The organism is Promicromonospora sp. MEB111 (assembly GCF_030209445.1).
Taxonomy (GTDB): Bacteria; Actinomycetota; Actinomycetes; order Actinomycetales; family Cellulomonadaceae; genus Promicromonospora.
In genome coordinates this window covers 149921-169538 of record NZ_JARVSD010000001.1, presented here as the reverse complement: position 1 = coordinate 169538, position 19618 = coordinate 149921, and the positions used below count along the sequence as shown (strand labels likewise).

15 protein-coding genes are annotated in these 19618 nt (G+C 72.4%); 3 read left to right on the top strand and 12 right to left on the bottom strand.

Annotation, left to right across the window (positions count from 1 at the left end; genetic code table 11):
• Positions 1–76 precede the first annotated feature (76 nt).
• Positions 77–2326 (bottom strand): DUF6049 family protein, encoded by a 2250-nt coding sequence (locus QRN56_RS00720; protein WP_285100549.1) that lies wholly within the window; start codon positions 2324–2326, stop codon positions 77–79.
• Complete coding sequence (locus tag QRN56_RS00715; protein ID WP_285100548.1) at positions 2323–2958, bottom strand: NUDIX hydrolase; 636 nt, start codon at positions 2956–2958, stop codon at positions 2323–2325. The genes QRN56_RS00720 and QRN56_RS00715 overlap by 4 nt, the downstream gene beginning before the upstream one ends.
• Positions 2959–3162: 204 nt before the next feature.
• Here QRN56_RS00715 and QRN56_RS00710 point away from each other — a divergent pair, with 204 nt between their 5' ends.
• Complete coding sequence (locus QRN56_RS00710; RefSeq protein ID WP_285100547.1) at positions 3163–4602, top strand: CCA tRNA nucleotidyltransferase; 1440 nt, start codon at positions 3163–3165, stop codon at positions 4600–4602.
• On the opposite strand, the gene QRN56_RS00705 is transcribed toward QRN56_RS00710, so the two are convergent.
• Positions 4599–5549 (bottom strand): ribose-phosphate diphosphokinase, encoded by a 951-nt coding sequence (locus tag QRN56_RS00705; RefSeq protein ID WP_285100546.1) that lies wholly within the window; start codon positions 5547–5549, stop codon positions 4599–4601. The genes QRN56_RS00710 and QRN56_RS00705 overlap by 4 nt on opposite strands.
• Positions 5550–5609: 60 nt before the next feature.
• Here QRN56_RS00705 and QRN56_RS00700 point away from each other — a divergent pair, with 60 nt between their 5' ends.
• The gene (locus QRN56_RS00700; RefSeq protein WP_285100545.1) at positions 5610–6983 is read left to right on the top strand and encodes an SMI1/KNR4 family protein; all 1374 of its coding nucleotides are present in this window, start codon (positions 5610–5612) and stop codon (positions 6981–6983) included.
• Positions 6984–7246: 263 nt separating this feature from the next.
• Here the strand turns inward: QRN56_RS00700 and QRN56_RS00695 are convergent, their stop codons facing one another.
• The 9 genes from QRN56_RS00695 to QRN56_RS00655 all read right to left on the bottom strand — a co-directional run bounded on the left by QRN56_RS00695 (position 7247) and on the right by QRN56_RS00655 (position 18016).
• Positions 7247–8770 (bottom strand): MDR family MFS transporter, encoded by a 1524-nt coding sequence (locus QRN56_RS00695; RefSeq protein WP_285100544.1) that lies wholly within the window; start codon positions 8768–8770, stop codon positions 7247–7249.
• 151 nt (positions 8771–8921) lie between these two features.
• Positions 8922–10205 carry a M23 family metallopeptidase gene (locus tag QRN56_RS00690; RefSeq protein ID WP_285100543.1) on the bottom strand — a complete coding sequence of 428 codons (1284 nt, stop codon included), beginning with the start codon at positions 10203–10205 and terminating at the stop codon, positions 8922–8924.
• Positions 10202–10828, bottom strand: a complete 627-nt coding sequence (locus QRN56_RS00685; RefSeq protein WP_285100542.1) for a hypothetical protein — start codon at positions 10826–10828, stop codon at positions 10202–10204. Before QRN56_RS00685 ends, QRN56_RS00690 begins: the two co-directional genes overlap by 4 nt.
• Positions 10828–12825 carry a hypothetical protein gene (locus QRN56_RS00680; protein WP_285100541.1) on the bottom strand — a complete coding sequence of 666 codons (1998 nt, stop codon included), beginning with the start codon at positions 12823–12825 and terminating at the stop codon, positions 10828–10830. Before QRN56_RS00680 ends, QRN56_RS00685 begins: the two co-directional genes overlap by 1 nt.
• The gene (locus tag QRN56_RS00675; protein ID WP_285100540.1) at positions 12822–15353 is read right to left on the bottom strand and encodes an ATP-binding protein; all 2532 of its coding nucleotides are present in this window, start codon (positions 15351–15353) and stop codon (positions 12822–12824) included. The genes QRN56_RS00680 and QRN56_RS00675 overlap by 4 nt, the downstream gene beginning before the upstream one ends.
• A 6-nt stretch (positions 15354–15359) precedes the next feature.
• Positions 15360–16133, bottom strand: coding sequence for a hypothetical protein (locus QRN56_RS00670; protein ID WP_285100539.1), 774 nt, complete (start codon positions 16131–16133; stop codon positions 15360–15362).
• Positions 16134–16245: 112 nt separating this feature from the next.
• Positions 16246–16530 carry a hypothetical protein gene (locus tag QRN56_RS00665; protein WP_285100538.1) on the bottom strand — a complete coding sequence of 95 codons (285 nt, stop codon included), beginning with the start codon at positions 16528–16530 and terminating at the stop codon, positions 16246–16248.
• A 14-nt stretch (positions 16531–16544) separates the two neighbouring features.
• Positions 16545–17690: a conjugal transfer protein gene (locus QRN56_RS00660; RefSeq protein WP_285100537.1), complete on the bottom strand. Its 1146-nt coding sequence runs from the start codon at positions 17688–17690 to the stop codon at positions 16545–16547.
• Positions 17687–18016 carry a hypothetical protein gene (locus QRN56_RS00655; RefSeq protein WP_285100536.1) on the bottom strand — a complete coding sequence of 110 codons (330 nt, stop codon included), beginning with the start codon at positions 18014–18016 and terminating at the stop codon, positions 17687–17689. The genes QRN56_RS00660 and QRN56_RS00655 overlap by 4 nt, the downstream gene beginning before the upstream one ends.
• 228 nt (positions 18017–18244) lie before the next feature.
• On the opposite strand from QRN56_RS00655, the gene QRN56_RS00650 reads away from it, so the two are divergent.
• Positions 18245–19102 carry a sigma-70 family RNA polymerase sigma factor gene (locus QRN56_RS00650; RefSeq protein ID WP_285100535.1) on the top strand — a complete coding sequence of 286 codons (858 nt, stop codon included), beginning with the start codon at positions 18245–18247 and terminating at the stop codon, positions 19100–19102.
• Positions 19103–19618 lie beyond the last annotated feature (516 nt).

Below are 19618 nucleotides of genomic sequence, written 5' to 3'. Positions count from 1 at the left end.
CTGGGTCAAGCGACTACTCCCATGGTCTGGGCCCCTGCCCGGCGCTGTTCGGCAGACGTGTGCGGCGGCCGAAACACTACTCTGCCCGAGCGGCCACGGAGTCCGCCGTCGCCGCCCGGGTGGTCTCCGGCGCCTCAGGGGCCGTACCGGTGGCCTCCTCGACGTCCTTGCTGGTGGCACGGTACGGGGAACGCCCGCGACGGACCGTGCGCCAGATCCCGGCCAGGAACAGCAGCGCGACGAGGCCGGCGGCGATCCAGGTGCCGAGCTCCTCCCAGCCCGCGCGCACGCGGACCTGGAACGACGAGTCGTCGCTGATCTTGGCGCCGGTCGGGGTGAGCACCTGGGCGGTCACGGCGACGTCGCCCGAGCCGATGGCTCGCACCGGGACCTGGACGTCGATCTCCTGGCCCGCCGGGATGACCTCGGTGCTGCGTGCGTCCACGGTCAGTCGCGGGTGGTCGGGGCGCAGCACCACGGTGACCGTCGCGTCGACGCCGAGCGTGTTGCGGACGCGCACCGGGATGTTGCCCTTGTCCGTGATGAAGTTGACGTCCTGGCGCGGCACCACGGTCACGGACTGCTGCGTGAGCGCGTTCGACGCCTCCAGGGTCTGCTTGACGAGCGCCTCCCGGAGCCCGGTGTCGGCCCGGTGCGCGACGGCGAGCGGGGCGATCAGGCGGGTGACACCCGGTCGCCAGATCTGGGAGGAGTGGTCGACGGCGACCGACGAGAACGTGACGACGGCGTCGCGCGCCCGCTCCAGGGCTGCGACGTTCGTCGCGCCGAGCTCGGCCTTGGCCACGGTGCGCTTCGACAGCGCGGTGCGGGCCACGTCCGGGGCGTCCTGCGCGAACAGCGTGTCGATGGTCGTGACGTCGACCCAGCCCGCCGCGTCGAGCTCGTTCAGGATCTCGGTCGCGCCCTCGGCGTCGGGCGTCCAGGTCCGCGGCGCGACGATGGCCAGCGACGGCGGGTCGTTCGGCGTCTGGGTGACGAGGGCGGCCGTCTCCGCGAGGAGCCGCTGCGCGCCCTCGGTCGGGGTGGACACGGTGGCGGCGGCCGCCGTGGAGGCGGAGCTCTCCGCGGACGTCTCGGTGTCCGCGCCCGACAGATCGGTGGCGGCGAGGAAGGCGCGCGTGAGGTCGGTGTCGGCCACCACCGCGCGTGCCGTGCCGGACGGCGTGCGGACGTCCGCCCGGCCCGTCACGGTGCCGGTGCCCTCGTAGGCGAGTCCGCCGCTGCCGACGACGACGTGCCCGCGCTTCGCCGCGACCCCGAGGCCGACGGTCTCGACGTCGGGCACGACGCCGTCCGCAGGCCAGGACAGGTTGCCCCGCCATGACTCCGGCACCTCCCAGTTCCCGCGGCGCGGCGCCTGGAGGAAGCTGCGCGCGCCGGTGGTGCGCACGTTCGCGTGGGCGAGCGCCGCGAGGTCGGGGTCGTGGCTGGGGAGGGTGTACGTGGTGGTGCTCGCGGCGGCCGCGGTCATGCGCTCGGACCACTCGATGAGCGCCGGGTCGTCCGACTTCGCGGCCACGCCGATGGTGTCGGGGTCGATCGCCAGCGAGAGCTTCGTGCTCTCCGCGACCTGCAGCACGCCGTCGAGCCGCTGGCCGGAGGCGGCCTGCTGGGCCAGCTCCAGCTCGGCGGTGCTCGGGTCGGCCGGGTCGATGGCGGGGCTCGTGACCGCGGCGAGGACGCTGACCTGCATGGGCTCCCGCTCCAGGCCGTCGGCGTCGTACACGAGGAACGAGCGCGCGATGCCCAGGCGACCCGTGGCGTCGCCGGCGGCGACGGCGAGCTTGCGCGCGCCGAAGCCGCGGAAGGTCTGGGCACCGGGGTCGTAGGTGAACGAGACGTTCTTGGACGCGCCCGGCGCGAGGTCGCCGATCGTCCTCGGTATGGGGTTGCCCCGGACCGGGTCGAGCAGGTCGGCCGTGGTCCACTCGTCGATCTCCGTGCGCGAGGTGATCGCCACGTAGTCGATGGTCAGCTGGGCCACCGCGTCGGACACCGTGGCGTCGCTCGTGTTGGTGACCTTCGCGCGGATGGTCACCTCGTCCCCCGGGTGCGAGACGGGGTGCGAGATGTCGGTGACGGCGACGTCGAGCGACCCGGCGGCGGCGGAGGAAGTCGTGGCGAGTGGCTGGGCGGCGGCGGTGTCCGCGGGGGTGCGTGCCGCCGTCGGACCGGTGGCCGCTGCCGGGGGCAGCGCGGACCCGACGAGCACCGCGCCCGCCAGGAGCACGGCGCCGAGCGCGCCGGTACGGCGGGCCGCCCGGCTGCGGGCGGGACTGCGGGAGAGGTCGGCGTGCTGCGTCATGGCAGGTCTGGGCGCTCCGTGGGGAAGGCGTCGGCGCGCAGTGCGTCCCGGAGGTTCCTCGACGACACGAGGAGATCCAGGGCGGCCGCGGCCAGTCGCTGCTCGTTCGGGTACGACAAACGCTCGGCGAGCTGGTCGACCCTGACCCAGAGAGCGTCCTCGGCTTCGCCGTCCGGATCGTTCTCCACGGTCAGGTGACCGCCTTCCGCGCGCAAGAGGTAATGGTGCACCACCTTGTGCACCCGCCGGTCCTCACCGGTGAACCAGTAGTCGATCACGCCGAGCTCGGCCTGGATCGAGCCGCGGATCCCGGTCTCCTCGCGGATCTCGCGAATCGCGGCCTCCTGCGGCGTCTCGCGTCCCTCGAGGTGCCCCTTGGGGAGGCACCACTCCAGGCGGCCCGTGCGGTTGCGGCGCAGCAGCACCGCGGCGCTGAACTCCTCGGGCCGGTCGGACTCGGCGCGCAGGACGAGCCCGCCCGCCGACGTCTCGTCCACGATCGGCAGATGGACCGGGGCGCTCGTCGCGGCGGCACGCCGGGCAGGATTCACCCGCAGCGGTGCTCCGCCGGGCGGCGTGGGCACCTCCGGGCGACCGTCTGGACGGTCGCTCGCCGGAACAGGGGTGGACATGCCCCAACACTACCGACTGACCACCCTTGATCTGGTCAGGCGCGGGGTGCGGGCGGTTTCGGGCACCGGGTCGCCCCGGCCCGTCCGCACCATGTTCGCATGACGGTGCGGCGGGGCCGGCACGGGGCCTCGCAGTTGCCGCTCGGGTGCAGGGCGTGAACCTCGGTGAGTGGGGCCGTGCCGGGTCTGGGAGAATCTTGGGCTGTGTCTACCCCTGAACAGGATCTGTTGCGCCGTGCGCTCGGCGTGCTGACCGAGATGGCGCCCGCCGCGCTCGAGCTGGGCGAGCAGTTCCGCGCCGCCGGACACGAGCTGTCGCTCGTCGGCGGTCCGGTCCGTGACGCCTTCCTCGGCCGGACGAGCAACGACCTCGACTTCGCGACGTCGGCCTCGCCCGACCAGACGCAGCGGATCCTCGCCCGGTGGGGCGACGCGCACTGGGACATCGGCAAGGAGTTCGGCACGATCGGCGCGCGCCGGGGCGACGTCGTGGTCGAGGTGACGACGTACCGCACCGACAAGTACGACCCGGCGTCCCGCAAGCCGCTCGTCGAGTTCGGCGACAACCTCGACGGCGACCTGTCCCGGCGCGACTTCACCGTGAACGCGATGGCGGTCCGCGTACCCGACCTCACCTTCGTCGACCCGTTCAACGGCCTGAGCGACCTTGCCGCCGGCGTGCTCCGCACCCCGATCGCGCCCGAGCGTTCGTTCGACGACGACCCGCTGCGCATGATGCGCGCCGCGCGGTTCGCGGCCCAGCTGTCGTTTCACGTGGAACCAGGAACGCTCGCCGCACTGGTCGCGATGGCCGAGCGGATCGAGATCGTGTCGGCCGAGCGGGTCCAGGCGGAGATCACCAAGCTGATCCTGAGCGACAACCCGCGCGCGGGCCTGGAGGTGCTGGTCGACACCGGCCTCGCCGAACAGGTGCTGCCCGAGCTGCCGGCCCTCCAGCTCGAGATCGACGAGCACCACCGGCACAAGGACGTCTACCAGCACTCGCTCACCGTGCTCGACCAGGCGATCGCGCAGGAGACCGGTGCCGACGGCGCGGTGCCCGCGCCGGACCTGGTGCTCCGCCTCGCCGCCCTGCTGCACGACATCGGCAAGCCGGCCACGCGCCGCTTCGAGTCCGGCGGCGGCGTGAGCTTCCACCACCACGAGGTGGTCGGCGCCAAGCTCACCACCAAGCGGCTCCGAGCGCTCAAGTACGAGAAGCAGGTGGTCAAGGACGTGTCGCGGCTCGTCGAGCTGCACCTGCGGTTCCACGGGTACGGCGACGGCGCGTGGACCGACTCCGCCGTCCGGCGCTACGTGACCGACGCCGGCCCGCTCCTCGAGCGGCTGCACCGGCTCACCCGCGCCGACTCGACCACGCGCAACAAGCGCAAGGCCAAGCGCCTGTCCGACGCGTACACCGACCTGGAGAACCGCATCGCGGCGCTGCGCGAGCAGGAGGAGATCGACGCGATCCGGCCGGACCTCGACGGGACCCAGATCATGGAGATCCTCGGGATCTCGCCGTCGCGCGCCGTCGGCGAGGCCTACAAGTACCTGCTGGGCCTGCGCATGGAGCGCGGTCCGCTGGGCGAGGACGTCGCCGCCGAGGAGCTCAAGAAGTGGTGGGCCGAGCGGGACTAGACGTGCGTCGGGTCGAAGAGGGCGCTGACCGACTCGCCGCTGTGGATCCGGCGGACCGCCTCCGCGAAGGCCGGGGCCACGCTGATCACCGACAGCTTGTCGTGCGCCAGCAGGCCCGTCGACGGCACCGTGTTGGTCGTGACGATCTCGACGACGTCGGGGTCGGCCGCGATGCGGTGCGCGGCGTCGTTGGCGAAGATGCCGTGCGTGCAGGCGATCCGGACGCTGCGCGCGCCGTGCTCACGGAGCAGGTCGAGGATCGCCAGGATCGTGGACCCGTTGGCGATCTCGTCGTCGAGCACGATGATGTCGCGGCCGGTGACGTCGCCGATCAGGGACGTGATCACGACGCGGTCACCGTCGAACCGCTCCTTCGCGGCCGCCGCGACCGGAACCCCGAGCATCTTCGCGAACGCCGACGCGCTCTTCGCGTTACCCAGGTCGGGGGAGACCACAGTGGCCTTGGACAGGTCGCTCGGCAGGAAGTGCGCCGCGAGCTCGCGCAGCGCGTTGAGCTGGTCGGTCGGCACGCGGAAGAACGCGTGTACCTGCGGCGCGTGCAGCGTCATCGTGAGGATGCGGTTCACGCCCGCCGTCTCCAGGAGGTCCGCGACGAGGCGGCCGCCGATCGAGATGCGCGGCGCGTCCTTCTTGTCCGAGCGCGCGTACGCGAAGTGCGGCATGACGGCGGTGATCCGGGCGGCCGACGCGCCCTTGGCGGCGTCGATCATCAGCAGGAGCTCCATCAGGCTCTCCTGGGCGGGACGCACCACGGGCTGCACGAGGTAGACGTCGCGCTCGCGGCAGTTCTCCATGAGCTGGACCTGCAGGCAGTCGTTCGCGAAGCGCTGGATGTTGATCGGGCTCAGCGGGACGTCGAGATCGGCGCACATCTCCCGAGCGAAACGCTGCCCCCCGGTACCGGCAAAGACCCTCACCTCGGCCATGGCTGGAGTCTACGGAACGTCGGGCCGACACGCCCAGCAGGAGCAGGCATCATGTGGATCGTGAGCCTCACCGAGTGGCAGACCTGGGAACCGTTCGTCGACGCGTTGCGCAGGTCGGCACCGCCCGGGACGGACGTCAGCGAGTTCGCCGGGACCGTGGGCGGCGGCGCGTGGGACGGGTCCTACCTGGACGACGGCGATGCCGACGCCCGGCGCGCGCACTACCGCGAGGCTGCGCGGGAGGCAGCCCGGACCGGCGGGCGCGGGCCCAAGGCCGAGCTGGACGATGCCCTCCGCGCGATCGCGGACCTCTCGCCCGACGCCGGGCAGACGGTGCGGGTCGTCGCCGGGCCGCGCCCCGCCGACGACGTGGTCGAGCTCGTCGATCTGCCGGCCTCGGTCGTGTCGGGGCCGGTCACGCCGGTGCTCGAGGTGGTGCTGGAGCCCGGCGCGCTGCCGGCGCGGTACCGGGAGACGATCTCGCCGCCGCCCGACGGCGCAGCCGCGGCGTCGGCCGACCCGGACGCCGTGACCCGGCTGATCGCCGAGCGGATGCCCGACGCCGTCGGCGCGGCGCCCGACGAGATCGCCGCCGCCGAGGGCGCACTGCCCGACGGCGCACGGCTGCCGGACGAGGTGCGGGCGCTGTACGCGGCGGCCGGATCGGGCAACCTGAGCCTCGCGGCCGAGCAGGGCGGGTTCAGCGGGTTCGAGATCGTGCCGCTGCGCGGGAGCTTTCTCCGCGAGGCGTTCCTGCCCGCGGCCCGCTTCAGTACCTGGACCGCCGACGCCGACACCTCGGCGCCGGCCGATCCCGCGGGACGGGTGCAGGCCGCGATCGGTTCGCCGCTCTGGTTCCCGGTCGGGACCGACGGCGCCGGGAACGTCTTCGCCGCCGACCTCGCGCCGGGGCCGAACGGCCACGTGGGTCAGGTCGTGCTGCTCGACCACGAGCAGCACGCCGGGGCGGCCTACCGGGCGGACAGCCTGGCGGCACTGCTCGTGAGGCAGGGGTCCGGGCCCGGCGACGTCGACCCGGTGGGCTCCGGTCGAGCGGGCTCCGGCCCGACGGCGGACGGGCAGGACTTGCCCGACAGGTCAGACGGCGAGGGGGCCGGCCCCGGCTCGTCGTCGGACACCGAGTTCCTGAACCTGGCCCCGGCCGACTGGGCCGGGCGGCTCGACGCCGGAACGGTGCCGCCCGGCCTCAAGGCGGCCGGGTTCGTGCCCGTCCGCGCGGCACTGCCAGGCCTGCCCGAGGCGATCGCGGTGGCGAACCGGCTGCTGGAACTGCGCGGTCGAGAACTGATCGAGGTCACCCGGCTGACGCGCCCGGAGGGCGACCGCTTGGGGGCTCCGGAGTCCAAGGAGTCCTCAGAGAAGATGGATCGTCCCCGGCGCAAGGGTCTGCTCGGCCGGCTCTTCGACCGCTGACGGGGTTCCGGTCCGGCGGAAGGTGTACCCAGTCAGAGGGTGGCCGGGAGAGATGAACTTCGACCGGCAGGGGACCGGGTAATACGGCTGTGCTGAACAGTCCGGTACAGCCGGAGACGTCGGGTCAGGCGTGAACGAAGTTCAGCAGGGCCAGCAGGTGCTGATCGGGTGCACTCTGCCCCCGGCGGCCACACGCGACGAGGGCGGGAACCCGGTGGGGTTCCCGCCCTCGTCAGGCCCGCGGCGACCGGCCGCTCAGGAGGTCAGTGCCCGCCGTGGAACTCGCCGTCGGTCTCGGGCCGCTTGATCAGCGCGGCCAGAACGATGGTCAGCGCCATCACACCGGCGCCGATCCCGAAGGCCAGGCTCGCACCGGACGTCAGGGCGTCGGCGGCGGACTCGCCGGCCGCGGTCAGCGTGTCCGAGCGGAGCGTCATGATCGCGATGAACAGCGCGATGCCCGCGGCACCCGCGACCTGCTGCACCGTGTTGATCGTGGCCGAGCCGTGCGAGTACTGGTGCGGCCTGAGCACCCCGAGCGCCGCGCTGAACAGCGGCGTGAACACCGCGGCCAGGCCCAGGCTCAGCAGGATGTGGGCGGCGAGCACGTAGAACGGCGAGATGCCAGGGTGCAGGAACGCGAGCATGCCGATGCCGAGGGTCACGAGCACCGTGCCGGGCACGAGGATCGGACGCGGTCCGACCCGGTCGTACCACCGGCCGACGACCGGGCCCAGGAGGCCCATCGCGAGCGCGCCCGGGAGCACGATCAGGCCGGACTGGAGCGGGGTCAGGCCCATCGCCTCCTGCAGCACCAGCGGCAGGACGATCAGGGTGCCGAGCATCGCGAGCATCGCGACCGCCATGATGCCGATCGCCACCCGGAAGTTGGGCTCGAGGAACGTGCGCAGGTCCAGCAGCGCGGACTCGGTCCGCTGCCGCACGATCTGCCGCCACACGAACAGGCCGAGGAACACCAGGCCCGTACCCAGCGGGATCCACGGGTTCAGCGTGCCGCCCGCGTGCGCGCCCTCACCCAGGCCGGACAGGCCCCACACGAGGCCGCCGAACGCGACGAGCGTGAGCAGGAGCGACAGCGGGTCGAGCGTGTGGTGCTCCTTGTCGGAGACGTCGCGGATCCAGAGCAGGCCGGCGACCAGCGCCAGGACCGAGATCGGCAGGACCACGCCGAACACGCCGCGCCAGCCGAGCGGCTCCAGGATCGCGCCGGACAGCGTGGGGCCGAGCGCCGGCGCCGCGGCGATGACCAGACCGACGTTGCCCATGACCCGGCCGCGCATGTGCGGCGGCACGATGGTCATGATCGTCGTCATGAGCAGCGGCATCATGATGGCCGTGCCGGTCGCCTGCACCACGCGGCCCGTCACCAGGACCCCGAACCCCGGGGCGATCATCGCCAGGGCGGTGCCGACGGTGAACAGGGACATCGCCAGCAGGTAGGCGCCGCGCGTGCCGAGCCGGTTGATGAGGAACCCGGTCGCCGGGATGACGACCGCCATCGTCAGCAGGAAGGCCGTGGTGAGCCACTGGCCGACCGTCGGGGTCACGCCCAGCTCGTCCATGATCGGCGGCAGCGCCACCGACATGGTGGTCTCGTTGAGGATCACGGTGAAGGCGCTCGCCATCAGCAGCGCGATGGCACGGAAGTGGCCGGGGGCGAGCTTGTCGGAGCGCGCCTCCGCGGGCGCGTCGACGCTGGCCGACGGCGGTCGGGTGGCTGGACGGTCGTCCAGCGGCTCAGTGGTGTCAAGGATTTCGGTCGTCATGGGGTATGCCCTCTCGGTACGGAACGCGGGCCGAGATCGAGAGCGACATTGCACACGACCTACGTCTAACGACGCCGGATCATCGTCCGGTATTCCCGATGACGATCGCGACCTGTTTTTGTCGACGTCTGCGGTCAGCAGAAATCATCGGTCAGTTCGCCGAGGCGTCCGTCCCGTCCGTACCGTCCGGGGAGACCGGCTCGGTGACCGGCGTCGCGACGCCGAGGGTCACGCCCTGGCCCGCCATGAACGGCTCCGGGTCCACGGCCTGGCCGTTCATCCGCACCTCGTAGTGCAGGTGGCAGCCCGACGACGTGCCGGCACCCGCCGGGTCGATGCGCGAGTCGCCGCCCATGGACGCGATCTGCTGTCCCGCCTGCACCGTCTGGCCCACGCGCACCAGGTTGGTGCCGGTGAGCAGGTGCCCGTACGTCGAGTCGAGGCCCATGCCGTGCTCGATGCGGATGGTGTTGCCGGTGCCCCAGCCGGTCGCGCCCGAGATCACCACGCGTCCGGCCGCGGCCGCGTACACCTGGGTGCCGCAGGACGCCGCGATGTCCTGCCCGAGGTGGTAGGTCGACGCCCCGGCGATGCCGGTGTTGCGGGGCCCGAACCCGGACGCCTTGGACCCGACCGCCGGGTTGGCCCAGCCGCCCGCGCTGACGGCGGCCTGCCCGATGGAGCCGGACATGCAGGGCGCGGCGGCCGCGGATCCCTGGATGGACTGCGACAGCGCGTCGAGGTCCGCCTGGTCGGCGCCGCTGACGAGCTGGATCACCTGGAGCGCCTGGTCCCAGTACTTCTGATAGTGGTACGGGTCGGCGTTGCGCTGCGCCTTGTGGGCGGCGATCGTCGGCTCCAGGGTCTCCCAGCCGGTGACGGCGAGCAGCCGGTCGTAGAACCGGCCCGACGACTGCACGGGGTCGAGGCGCTCCTCGACCGTGCCGTACCACTTCTGCTCCTGGAACATGCCGATCGAGGAGGTCAGCGAGCCGTCCGGGTTGCGCACGCCGAAGCGGTCGTCGCCGTAGTTCAGGTTGCGCATGCCGGACTCGCCGAGCGCCGTCATCACCGCGACGGCCTGCGCGCGGGCCGGGACCCCGCGCTCCTGGCCCACCTGGAGGATCACCGCGGCGTTCTGGAGCTGCTCACCCGTGAAGCCGCCGGCGGCCGGCAGCTGGCCGCCCGCGGGCACCACCGACGCCGACATGCTGCAGCCGTTCTGCGACTGGTTCTCGCTCACGGCGCCGCCCACCAGCACGACCATCGCGACCACCGCCGCGGGCACCGCCAGGACGGCGGCGACGAGGACGGCCAGCACGAGCACCGCGCGCCGGGTCCCGTCGTCCTTCTTCCTGCCGTTGCCGGGCCTCGCGGACCGGACCGCCTGCGACGCGACCCGGGTCGCGAGACCGACGGTGTCCCGCCCGCTCACGACCCCTCCGGCGGCCTGATCTGCTCGGCCAGCCAGGGCGCCCCGCCGTCGGCCCGGGTCAGGAGCACCGTGTACGGGCCGATGTCGGTCGGTACCGCGACCTCCGCGAGCAGCGTGGACGTCTCGTCGGTGACCTCCGGGTCACCGGTCACGTCGGCGACCGGCACGAGGCGCGGGTCGACGTCCTGGTAGACGGGCTGCGCCTGCGGCGTCAGGAGCGGCTTCAGGCCGTCCCACCACGCGTCCTCGGCCTGGTCGGTCGCGGCGAACGCGCTGATGGTCGCGGCGGCGGCGTCCCGCGCGGCCTGCCGGACGGTGTCGTTCCACGTCGCCTCGACGGGCTCGGTGGGGGCGGTCTCGTCGAACTCGGGCTCGGCCGTCACCTCGACCGCGGGATCCCCGGCCGCCGGGTCGCCGTCGACCGCCTCGGTGGCGGCCGCGTCGTCGGTGTCGTCGGACGTCCCCACGGGGTTGTCGAAGTCGTCCTGGCTCCCGGGGGCGGCGGCGCCCGGGTTCACCTCCGCCGTCGGGTCGGCTGCGGGACCGCCCTCGCGGGGCCAGCCGATCCAGGTCCCGATCGCGAGGGCGACCACCGTGAGCACCACGATCACCGTGCGCTTCATCAGCGGCCCAGCTCTCGCATCTGGCGCCGCCCCGGGTTGTGCACGATCGCGGAGGGCTGCGGCCCGGCGCCCGGCGACGCACCACCCTGGCGTGCGGCGTTGAGGGACTGGGCGAGCCGCGCCGCGCTCTGCGACCGCTCGCCCCGGCGGCCGAGGCCGCGCACCGCGCCCAGCACCTGCTTGGCCTGCCCGGCCTTGCGGACCACGGTGAGCGCCTTGGAGGCCCCGGCCGCCGCGGCGGACGTGCCGCCGCTCGCGACCATGGCGCCCGCCTGCAGTGCGATCGACGTCCCCGCGCGGCCCGCGCTGCCCAGCCGGTCGCTGAGCCGTTCGCCGGCCGTCGGCGGCAGGTGGGGAGACGGCTCGTTCCCCGCCTTCTCGCCGACGTTCGTCGCGTCGGGCACCTGGTCGCCGGCCCCGCGTCCGCCGTCGGGCGAACCGTCCTGGGCGGTCCGGGCGGCGGTGCTCCAGGCGTTGCCGCCGCCGTTCCCGTTGCCCGGCCCGCCGTCCGGTCCGCCGTCGTAGCCGGAGCCGTCGACGGGGATGGGGACCGTCCGGTTGTCGTCTCCGGCCACCCGCCCGGCGACGGCTCCGGCGGCCGCCCCCGCCGCGGCACCGCCGACGGTGCCGCCGCCGGGGGTGCCGTCCATGGCGGACGGACCCGCGGCCGGGGCGTCGTCGCCGTCGACCTCCACCGCGTTGCTGTTCGGCTGCACCGGGGCCGGGCCGAGCCCGACGCCCGCCCAGGACTTGGCCTTGTTGTACCGGTCGCGCCACTTCGCGGTGCCGTCCCACGGCATCGCGGCCGGCTCGCCGATCTGGGAGGGCACGCCGGCGGCCGCGAGCTTGTCGGCCAGCGTCCGCAGGCCCTGTCGCACGCTCGCACCCATGAGCACGTAGAACACGGCGCCCGCGACGACCAGGGTGTTGAAGAGGTACAGGCGCACGAGGAACGGCAGGCCGCTCGTCGCGTCGTAGAAGCCGAGCAGCATCTTCATCCAGGCGACGAGGAACATCGTGGCCATCGCGACCAGGACGGCGCCGAAGGCCACGCTCGCGAACGTGCGGAAGAGCTGGGCCCGTGTGCCGCTGGAGATGACGCCGACCGGGAGCTGCCAGAGCAGCTTGATGGCCGACCAGCCCAGCAGCAGCACCGCGAAGATGGTGCCGCCCACGATCACCACGGACAGCAGCAGGAACACGAACCCGGTGGTGAGCAGGCTGAGCGTCGAGACCACCGTGCCGGCGTCGACCGTGGAGGCCGCCTCCTTGTAGGCCGCGTCGCACCCGCCGATCTCGTCGACGGCGTTCTCTCGGCCCACGTTCTCGGTGTAGGTGTCCTCGCAGCCCGTGCCGTCGACGACCGAGCCGTAGTTGATGATCTGGTGCGGCGCGCGGAGCAGGGTGTCCACGAGCTGGCCCTTGAGGCCGTCCCGGATCACCGTGGAGTCCCGCTCGAACGACGCCCCCTCGGTGGCGAAGCCCGTGGCGATGTCCATGCCGGCGTTCCGCGACTGCATGATGATGCCCTGCTCACCGCCGATGGTCGCCATGGGGTTGGCGAGGAACCCGGTGGCCAGGGCGGCGATGACGCAGCCGATGAGCAGCTCCATGAAGCCGCCCGCGTACCGGCCCTTGAGCAGCCAGAACCCCACGACGAACGCCAGGATGATGAGCATCAGGTTGAGCAGGCCGATCTGCGCGACCATGCCCTGCACGATGATGCTCAGCCCGGCCAGCGGCGCCAGGATGTAGCCGAGCCAGTCCATGCCGAGCACCCAGTCGAGCACCCAGATCTGCACCGCCACCATGTCCCGGTACCAGACCCAGAACATGCCGGCGAGCGTCGAGAAGATCTCGGAGTCGACGTTCAGCGGGTTCCACGGCGAGCCCGTGTCCCACTGGAGCATGAACCGGTCGACGGCCACGCCCTGCGTGTCCTCCAGGTTCAGCCCACCCTGCGGGTCGGCGAACGGGAGGGGCGCCAGCCCGATCATGCCCCGATCACCGCACCGGTCGAGCTGGTCGGCGTCGTCTTGACCGTCTGGGCGCGCTTCTCCACGAGCGGCGCCATGACCTTCGCCCGGCCGTACCGGGCCTGGAAGTCGCGGATGAGGCACTCCCCGCGGCGCTCCTCGACCACGCCGACGGCGGCGTCCGTCACCGGGGCGGTGCCCTCGGTGACCAGCTTGACCAGGCCCTCGTCCACGGGGGCGTCGGTCGGCAGGCCGTGCAGCCAGCGCAAGCCTCTGCGGGCGAGGTTGGAGTCGCGGTGGCGCAGCAGCACGCGGAACGGGATCAGGCCGCGTACCACCTCGTTGCCGAAGTCCTCCTCGGCGTCGTGGCTGCCGAGCAGCAGCGCCGCCTTGTGCTTGCGACCGTCGCGGATGAACGTGCCGATCTCCTCGGCCGCCTCGGGCGACGACATGGTCTTGGACGCCTCGTCGGCGGCGAAGATGTCGAGTCGTGAGCGGTCCGCGAAGCAGCGGTAGCGGGCGAGGGCCGCGATGAGCGCGAACGTGGCGCGGCCGAACACCTTCTCCGCCTTGAGCTCGGCGAACAGGTGCCCGTGCTCCATGTCGGCGCGCGAGGGCAGCTGCATCTTGTGCGTGTGCAGCACGATCGCGGGCGAGCCCAGGTCGAGCGGCGGCAGCGTGTCGTCGAAGAGGGCGCGTCCGAAGTCGAGCTCGGAGAAGATGCGCATCTCGTCGGCCAGCATCCGGGCGCCCGGGTACTCGCAGTCCTGCTCGAGGTGCCGGGCGAGCGAGCCGAGCGACGTGATCTGGTGCCGCCACATGTACTCGGTCTGCAGCACCTTGGACAGCAGCACGTTCTGCTCGGACTTGGTCTGCACCGACAGCAGCACCGTGAGGAAGGCGCGGGCGACGCGCGGTGCCTGCGCGGGCGGCAGGATCCGCAGCGGGTCCATGGACACGGTGGCGTCCTCGGAGATCTCCACGACCTGCGAGCCGGGGATCTCCGAGACGGCGATGCCCCACTCGCCCATCTCCGTGTGGTCCACCGCCATGAGCGTGGCGCCCATGTCCACGTTGTCCATGGCCACGGTCTTCATGCTCACCGACTTGCCCGAGCCCAGCTCGCCCACGAAGCCCATCGCGAGCGCCACGTCGAGCTTGTCGGTGGCGCCGGCCAGGTTCACGAACACCGGGTTGGGCCGGGCCGCTCCGTTGGAGATCTCCAGGGCGAACAGCGCGCCGGAGGTGTCGCCGAGCTCGGTCGTCGCGAAGGGCACAGCGGCGGAGAAGGCCCGTGCGGTCGTGATCTGCGAGTACTCCCGCACGGCACGCGGCGTGGGCATGCCCGGCAGGGTCGCCTCGAAGAGCGTCGGCTGGATCGTGGGGTCCGTACGCAGCGAGAACTGCATGGCGGCGAAGTACTTGGTCAGGTCGCGGGCGTCGTCGAGCGCCTGCTCCGGGGTGTGGCCCGAGACCGTGAACATCGTGGTGGCGTCGACCTCGACCTCGAGCTCGTCCGCGTCCATGACCGCCTGGTACTCGCCGAGCGCGCGCGCCGTCGTGTCCAGGGACGACCCGGCCCGCTCCTCCTCGGAGCGCTGGTCGAACTGGTCGTTGAGGGTCCGCACCGCGCGCCGGTTGCGGTTGGTCACCTCGTCGCGCGAGCGCACCGTCATGCGGATGGCCCAGTCGCAGGGCACACCCGACTCGTCGACACGCCCGATCCACTCGCACCCCGGGTACACGATCCCGCCGGACGGCGTGTCGCTGACCACGAGCGTCGTCTGGTACGACGCGAGCTCGGGGTTGGTCGGGTCGAGCACCTTCACGTACGGCCGCTTCAGGATCTGCAGCGGCCCCAGCTTCTTCTCCGAGTCCGTCTGCCCGGCCGGGTCCACGAGCGCGGACGGCAGGACCGAGGGACCGGACAGGTGCATCTCGGCATCCAGCGACCCGTCGACCGGGACCGCCGTGTCCAGCCCGAGGCCGCGCTGCATCGCGTGGCCGAACATCCAGGCCATCTCCGCCACCGACGCCGGCTGGGGGTCGAACGCCGAGGGCATCTCCTTGCGCAGCGCCTCCGCCTGGGCGGCCCGCTCGCCGATCGCGTGCCGGCCCGGCACGGACCGCGGCATCATCAGCGTGTCCTGGAGCGTGGTCCAGCTCGCCTGCAGCGGCTCCATGAACGCCTTGGCGCCCGGGTTCGCCAGGGGTGCGGCGATCCAGTGGACGCGCCGCCCGATCGGGATCTGCTCCAGGAAGTCGAGGGTGGCCTCGCACTCGGCGGCCCAGGCCTCGCGCTCGGACAGGTCGACGCCCTCGATCATCGAGAGCACCACCGACGCCGGGTCGGTGGCCGCCGTCAGGCCGAGATGCAGGGACTCGCCGCGCAGTGCGCGGTACAGCGCGGTGTGGTGACGCCGCGCGGCGTGCTTCTTGTCGTCCGGCTGGAACGCGTAGGGAACGGGAGACACGCGCCAGACCGCCCACACGGTCCCGGTGCGGGTCCACATGAGGCCGTCCGTCAGGGCCGAGATGTGGCTCAGCATGGGGGCTCAGTCCTCTCGCGGGGTGGTGGGTGCGGTGCGGTCGGTGTTCTTCGGCTTGCCGGCCAGCAGCTGGCCGACGCCGGTGAGGTCGGCGTTCCTGCGGTCCGCCGCCGCGGTCGCGGCTGCTGCCGCCCAGTCCGCCGACGAGCGCCGGCCGGGTTGCGCGGCGGGTTGCGGGCCGGGTCGCGGGTCCGGTTGCCGTCCTGGTTGCGGTCCGGTCTGTGGCGCTGGACCCGGGTCGAGCCGGCGGCCCTCGAACGTCGCGTCCGCGGGACCGCGGCCGGTCAGCTCCGGCAGCAGCTCGGTAGGCACCGGCTGCACGACGACGGGTCGCGTCGTCCCGGCCGGAGCGGCGGGTCGCGGCGTCGGCCCGGTGAGCCGCTCGGCCTTGACCGCGGCACCCGGCACCACGGCCATGACGCGGTGCGTCATCAGGCGCGGCTTGGGCAGGGACACCTGTCCGCCCACGAGACGTCCCGGGCTCGAGGTCAGGTTCATCGCGTCCATGACGAACGCGACGGGGTTGCGCCCGGTGCTCGGGAGCTTGCCGGTCGCCCAGACGACCCCGACGACCACCCCGACGGCGACCACGATGTTCATGAAACCGCCGAGCTGCGCCCACAGGGGGGCGGTCTTCCACAGGGCGAACGCCACGACGGCGCCCGCTCCCACCTGGGTGATGGTGTACGGACCACCCCAGATGCGCCCGCCGCTGGGCAGCTTCCCCACGAGCATGGGGATGCGTCGGGCCTTCGTGTAGAACTTCGCGGTCTCGGTCACCGGACACCCTCCTCACCACATGCCGGGCGCACGAACGCACCCGTCCGACCAACCCTGTGCCTTGCCCCCAGCGCCATGCCCATGTTCCTGACCTGCTGCTCCTGCGCGCCCGTCAGAGAACGGTCTGCGTGTTCACGATCGCCGGAGCGGAGTCGAACTCGTCCCGGGCGAGCTCGGAGGTGACGTTGATGCCACCGTTCACGAGCCACAGGACGATCCCGCCCACGATCGCGGACATCAGGATGGCCGCGATCGACATCTTGGTCTTCACCGCGGTGATGACGACCATGAGGATGACGACCACGAAGGTCACGGACTCGATCGCGCTCTTGACCTCCTCGGACTTCACGGTGATGAGGTCGAGGAAGCCGTCGGCCATAACGATCTCGCTGATCATGGTTCTCTCCTTCGTTACTCCCCGGCGGTGCCGGGGTCGGTCGTGCCGGTTGGCGTCGTGTCGATACGGACAGCCGGCTCAACGCCGGCAACCTCCCAGCGGCCGTCCCGCGCGACGAGCGTGAGGACGTACTGGGCGGTCGTCTTGTTGCCGTCGAGCCGCGTGAGCTCGACGGTGGTCAGGGCGTGCGTGCCGTCGCCGTCGGCCGGGTCCTCCGTGACCTCGTGCGAGCCCTTGATGCCCGTCACGGCCACGGCCGTGTACGGGGCCGGGGTCACGGCCGAGACGGAGGTGCCGGGGCGCAGGTAGCGCGTGATCTCGCCGTCGCCCGCGACCATGGCCGCGAGGAACCCGGCGACGGACTGGCCCGCCGGCGACGTCGGGGAGATGGTCTCGGAGTAGCCGAGGTCCGGCGGGTCGGCGGCGGCCGCGGGACCGGGGACGGGCGACGGCAGCGCGAGGGCCGTGACCGCGAGGTCCGGGCCGGAGTACCTGGTGTCCGTGCGCTGCACCAGCACCGGCACCTGGAAGTAGCGGCGCACCCACACGAGGGGGACCTCGGCCTGCTCGCCCTTCGCCTGTGCGTCGGCGGGCGGAGGCGTCGAGCCCGGGGCGGGCTCTGCGACGTCGACGCCGACCGTCACGGACCAGACGTCGTTCTCCGCCTCCTCGACCTGTGCCACCGACGAGTCGCGGATGGTCAGGCCCTCCTGGGGGAGAGTGCCGACCGGGGCGTTCGTCAGCGAGGCGATGAGCTGCTGGTCGTTGCTGTCGGCCCGCAGCCAGGTCTCCACGAGCTCGACCGCGCGCTCGGTCGCGGCGGCGGACTGAGCGGTGCTCGCGGTGCCGGCGGCCGCGGCGACGGGGGCCGGCGCGGGCCGCAGCGCGGTCCACACCAGGGCCGCGGGACCGGCGAGCAGCGCCAGCGCGAGCAGCGCCCCCCAGGCCTTGGTGGCCAGGGCGGGGCCGTTGGACCACTCCACGACAGCCGGGGGCGGGTCGTCGTCCGCACCTCCGCCGCCCGACGACGCGGGCGTCGCGGGCCGGTCGGGTCCGCCCGCCCAGGGCGAGGCGGTACCGGTGGCGCCGTCGGCGGGGCCGGGCAGCTCGGCCGGCTTGGCGGCCTTCTTGCCCCGACGGCGCACGAGGAGCGAGCTCATCGCGTGTGCACCTCGTTCTGCAGGTCTGCCCGGATGCGCGCGCGGGCCTCGCGCGCGCTGCGCACGCGGGGGCTGTCGAGCGCCTCGGTCAGGCGGATCGTCGTGTCGTTCTCGCCGAGGGGGTCCTCGGCGAGCGATGCGATGAGGTCGCGCACCACGGGTGCCACCTCACCGCGTGCGGCGTGCACCTCGGCCGTGTCCCGGAGCAGCGACCACGTGTGGTCGAAGGCCGAAGGACCGGGGTCCGCGGCCTGCAGGTCCGTACTGCCGAGGTCGGTGCTGCCGAGTCCGGCGCCGGGCGCCTGGTCGAGCTCGTCCTTGCTCATCTCGCCTCTCCCGTTGATCCGTCAGTTGCGTCTGGTGAGCACAAATGGCTGGTGAAGCGTTCGTGTGACATCGGTCGAGCAGGGGTTTGGCCGAGTGTGATGCAGGTCACATGGGCCTGGAACGAGTGGGCAACAGTGGCGGGCAACACCCTCCCGGTGGACTCGGGGCAGACGGAGGGGGGAACCGCCATGCCTGCACGCACACCGGCGTCGGCATCAGGAACGCTGATGCGAGAGCTTGACCACGACTGGGCAGACCTGGTCCGTACGCGATCGTTCGCCACCGAGATCGACCGCTTCGTCGCACGGTTCCCCCGCCTCGCGGGGCTGCGACGGGGCGAGGCCGTGCGGCTCGCGCCCGACGAGGCGGACGAGGTGCTGTACGCGCTCATCGTGGAGCACGCGAGCGGCAGCTTCGCCGCGGGTCGAGCGGTGCTGCAGTGCATGCTGCCCGCGGTCCGCACCATCGTGCGCCGGTCGCGCCGGCACTACCCGGACGTGCAGGACCTCGAGCAGGAGGCCGCCGCCGCGATGTGGGACGCGATCACCCACTACGACCTCGAGCGCAGCAGCCGGGTCGCGATGCGCCTGCAGGGGCACACCCTGACGCGCGTCGTCGGCGACCGGGCCCCGCACGCACGGGGCGGCCGCGCGAGCCGCGGTCCCCAGGTGGCGGAGATCCCCACCGACACGGACACACTGACCGTCCTCGAGCGGCCCACCGTGCCCGAGCCCGGACCCGACGCGGTCTACTCGCTCGCGAGCCTGTCCCTGGGCCCGACGGGCGAGGTCCTGGACGTCATCGCGTGGGGACTGGACAAGGACGTCCTCACGAGGGACGAGTCAGCACTTCTGGCGCGGCTCTACGCGCCGGACCCCGATCTCCCGGAGTACGCCGAGCTCGGCTCGGGTCGCGGGAACTATCAGCGGCGGGTGGCCCACGAGCTGGGCATCTCGCACGCAGCCTTGCGCCAGCGGGCGAGTCGCGCAGTGCGACGGCTGGCGGAAGCCGTTCAGTCCGGTGGTCTGTCTGGGGGACAACCGGGCGAACGGGATGGTGAGGGACGACGACGGCCGACGGGCTGAGCACTGGGGGGTGCGTGATGCCCTGAAGTCGTCCGAAGTTCGCCTCATCGCGAGAGGGTCCCACCGCCAGCGGGGCCCTCTCGTCCTGTCCGGGACCGAGCGGAGACCGGTCGGCGGGCGCTCGTCGGCACGGCATCGTCAAGGCTGCCTCGACGATTCCTCCACGGCCGAGGCCGGGGGAAGCTCCGCCATCTCATGTCTGACCTGCAGAGTCAATGCCACAGCTGTGGTTTGGGCGTGCCAGCGAACGATTTGCTGAGGGTCACTCAATATTCAAGTCATCTCCACACTTTTGAAGTCTCCTTGACCTAGCGGGCATCCTGAACGCTGATTAGCGTTCAACCTGCCGGGTTCGCCCGTCTGGATGAGGATTACCTGCGGTGACACGCGTGTGACACCGCAGGAGGCCCTCGACAGCACGGGCGGGAGCACGGTGGAGACAGGCGCAGGCATGGGATCCTCGACGGGTTCCGCTCCGGGAAGACCCCTGGCGGACTCTGTCGATGGGCTCGGAGG

What these genes read in the sequence shown, in the direction of transcription:
- QRN56_RS00720 (WP_285100549.1), bottom strand. Translation starts at nt 2,326, where the DNA reads ATGACGCAGCACGCCGACCTCTCCCGCAGTCCCGCCCGCAGCCGGGCG.
- QRN56_RS00715 (WP_285100548.1), bottom strand. Translation starts at nt 2,958, where the DNA reads ATGTCCACCCCTGTTCCGGCGAGCGACCGTCCAGACGGTCGCCCGGAG.
- QRN56_RS00705 (WP_285100546.1), bottom strand. Translation starts at nt 5,549, where the DNA reads ATGGCCGAGGTGAGGGTCTTTGCCGGTACCGGGGGGCAGCGTTTCGCT.
- QRN56_RS00695 (WP_285100544.1), bottom strand. Translation starts at nt 8,770, where the DNA reads ATGACGACCGAAATCCTTGACACCACTGAGCCGCTGGACGACCGTCCA.
- QRN56_RS00685 (WP_285100542.1), bottom strand. Translation starts at nt 10,828, where the DNA reads ATGAAGCGCACGGTGATCGTGGTGCTCACGGTGGTCGCCCTCGCGATC.
- QRN56_RS00680 (WP_285100541.1), bottom strand. Translation starts at nt 12,825, where the DNA reads ATGATCGGGCTGGCGCCCCTCCCGTTCGCCGACCCGCAGGGTGGGCTG.
- QRN56_RS00675 (WP_285100540.1), bottom strand. Translation starts at nt 15,353, where the DNA reads ATGCTGAGCCACATCTCGGCCCTGACGGACGGCCTCATGTGGACCCGC.
- QRN56_RS00665 (WP_285100538.1), bottom strand. Translation starts at nt 16,530, where the DNA reads ATGATCAGCGAGATCGTTATGGCCGACGGCTTCCTCGACCTCATCACC.
- QRN56_RS00660 (WP_285100537.1), bottom strand. Translation starts at nt 17,690, where the DNA reads ATGAGCTCGCTCCTCGTGCGCCGTCGGGGCAAGAAGGCCGCCAAGCCG.
- QRN56_RS00655 (WP_285100536.1), bottom strand. Translation starts at nt 18,016, where the DNA reads ATGAGCAAGGACGAGCTCGACCAGGCGCCCGGCGCCGGACTCGGCAGC.
- QRN56_RS00650 (WP_285100535.1), top strand. Translation starts at nt 18,245, where the DNA reads ATGCGAGAGCTTGACCACGACTGGGCAGACCTGGTCCGTACGCGATCG.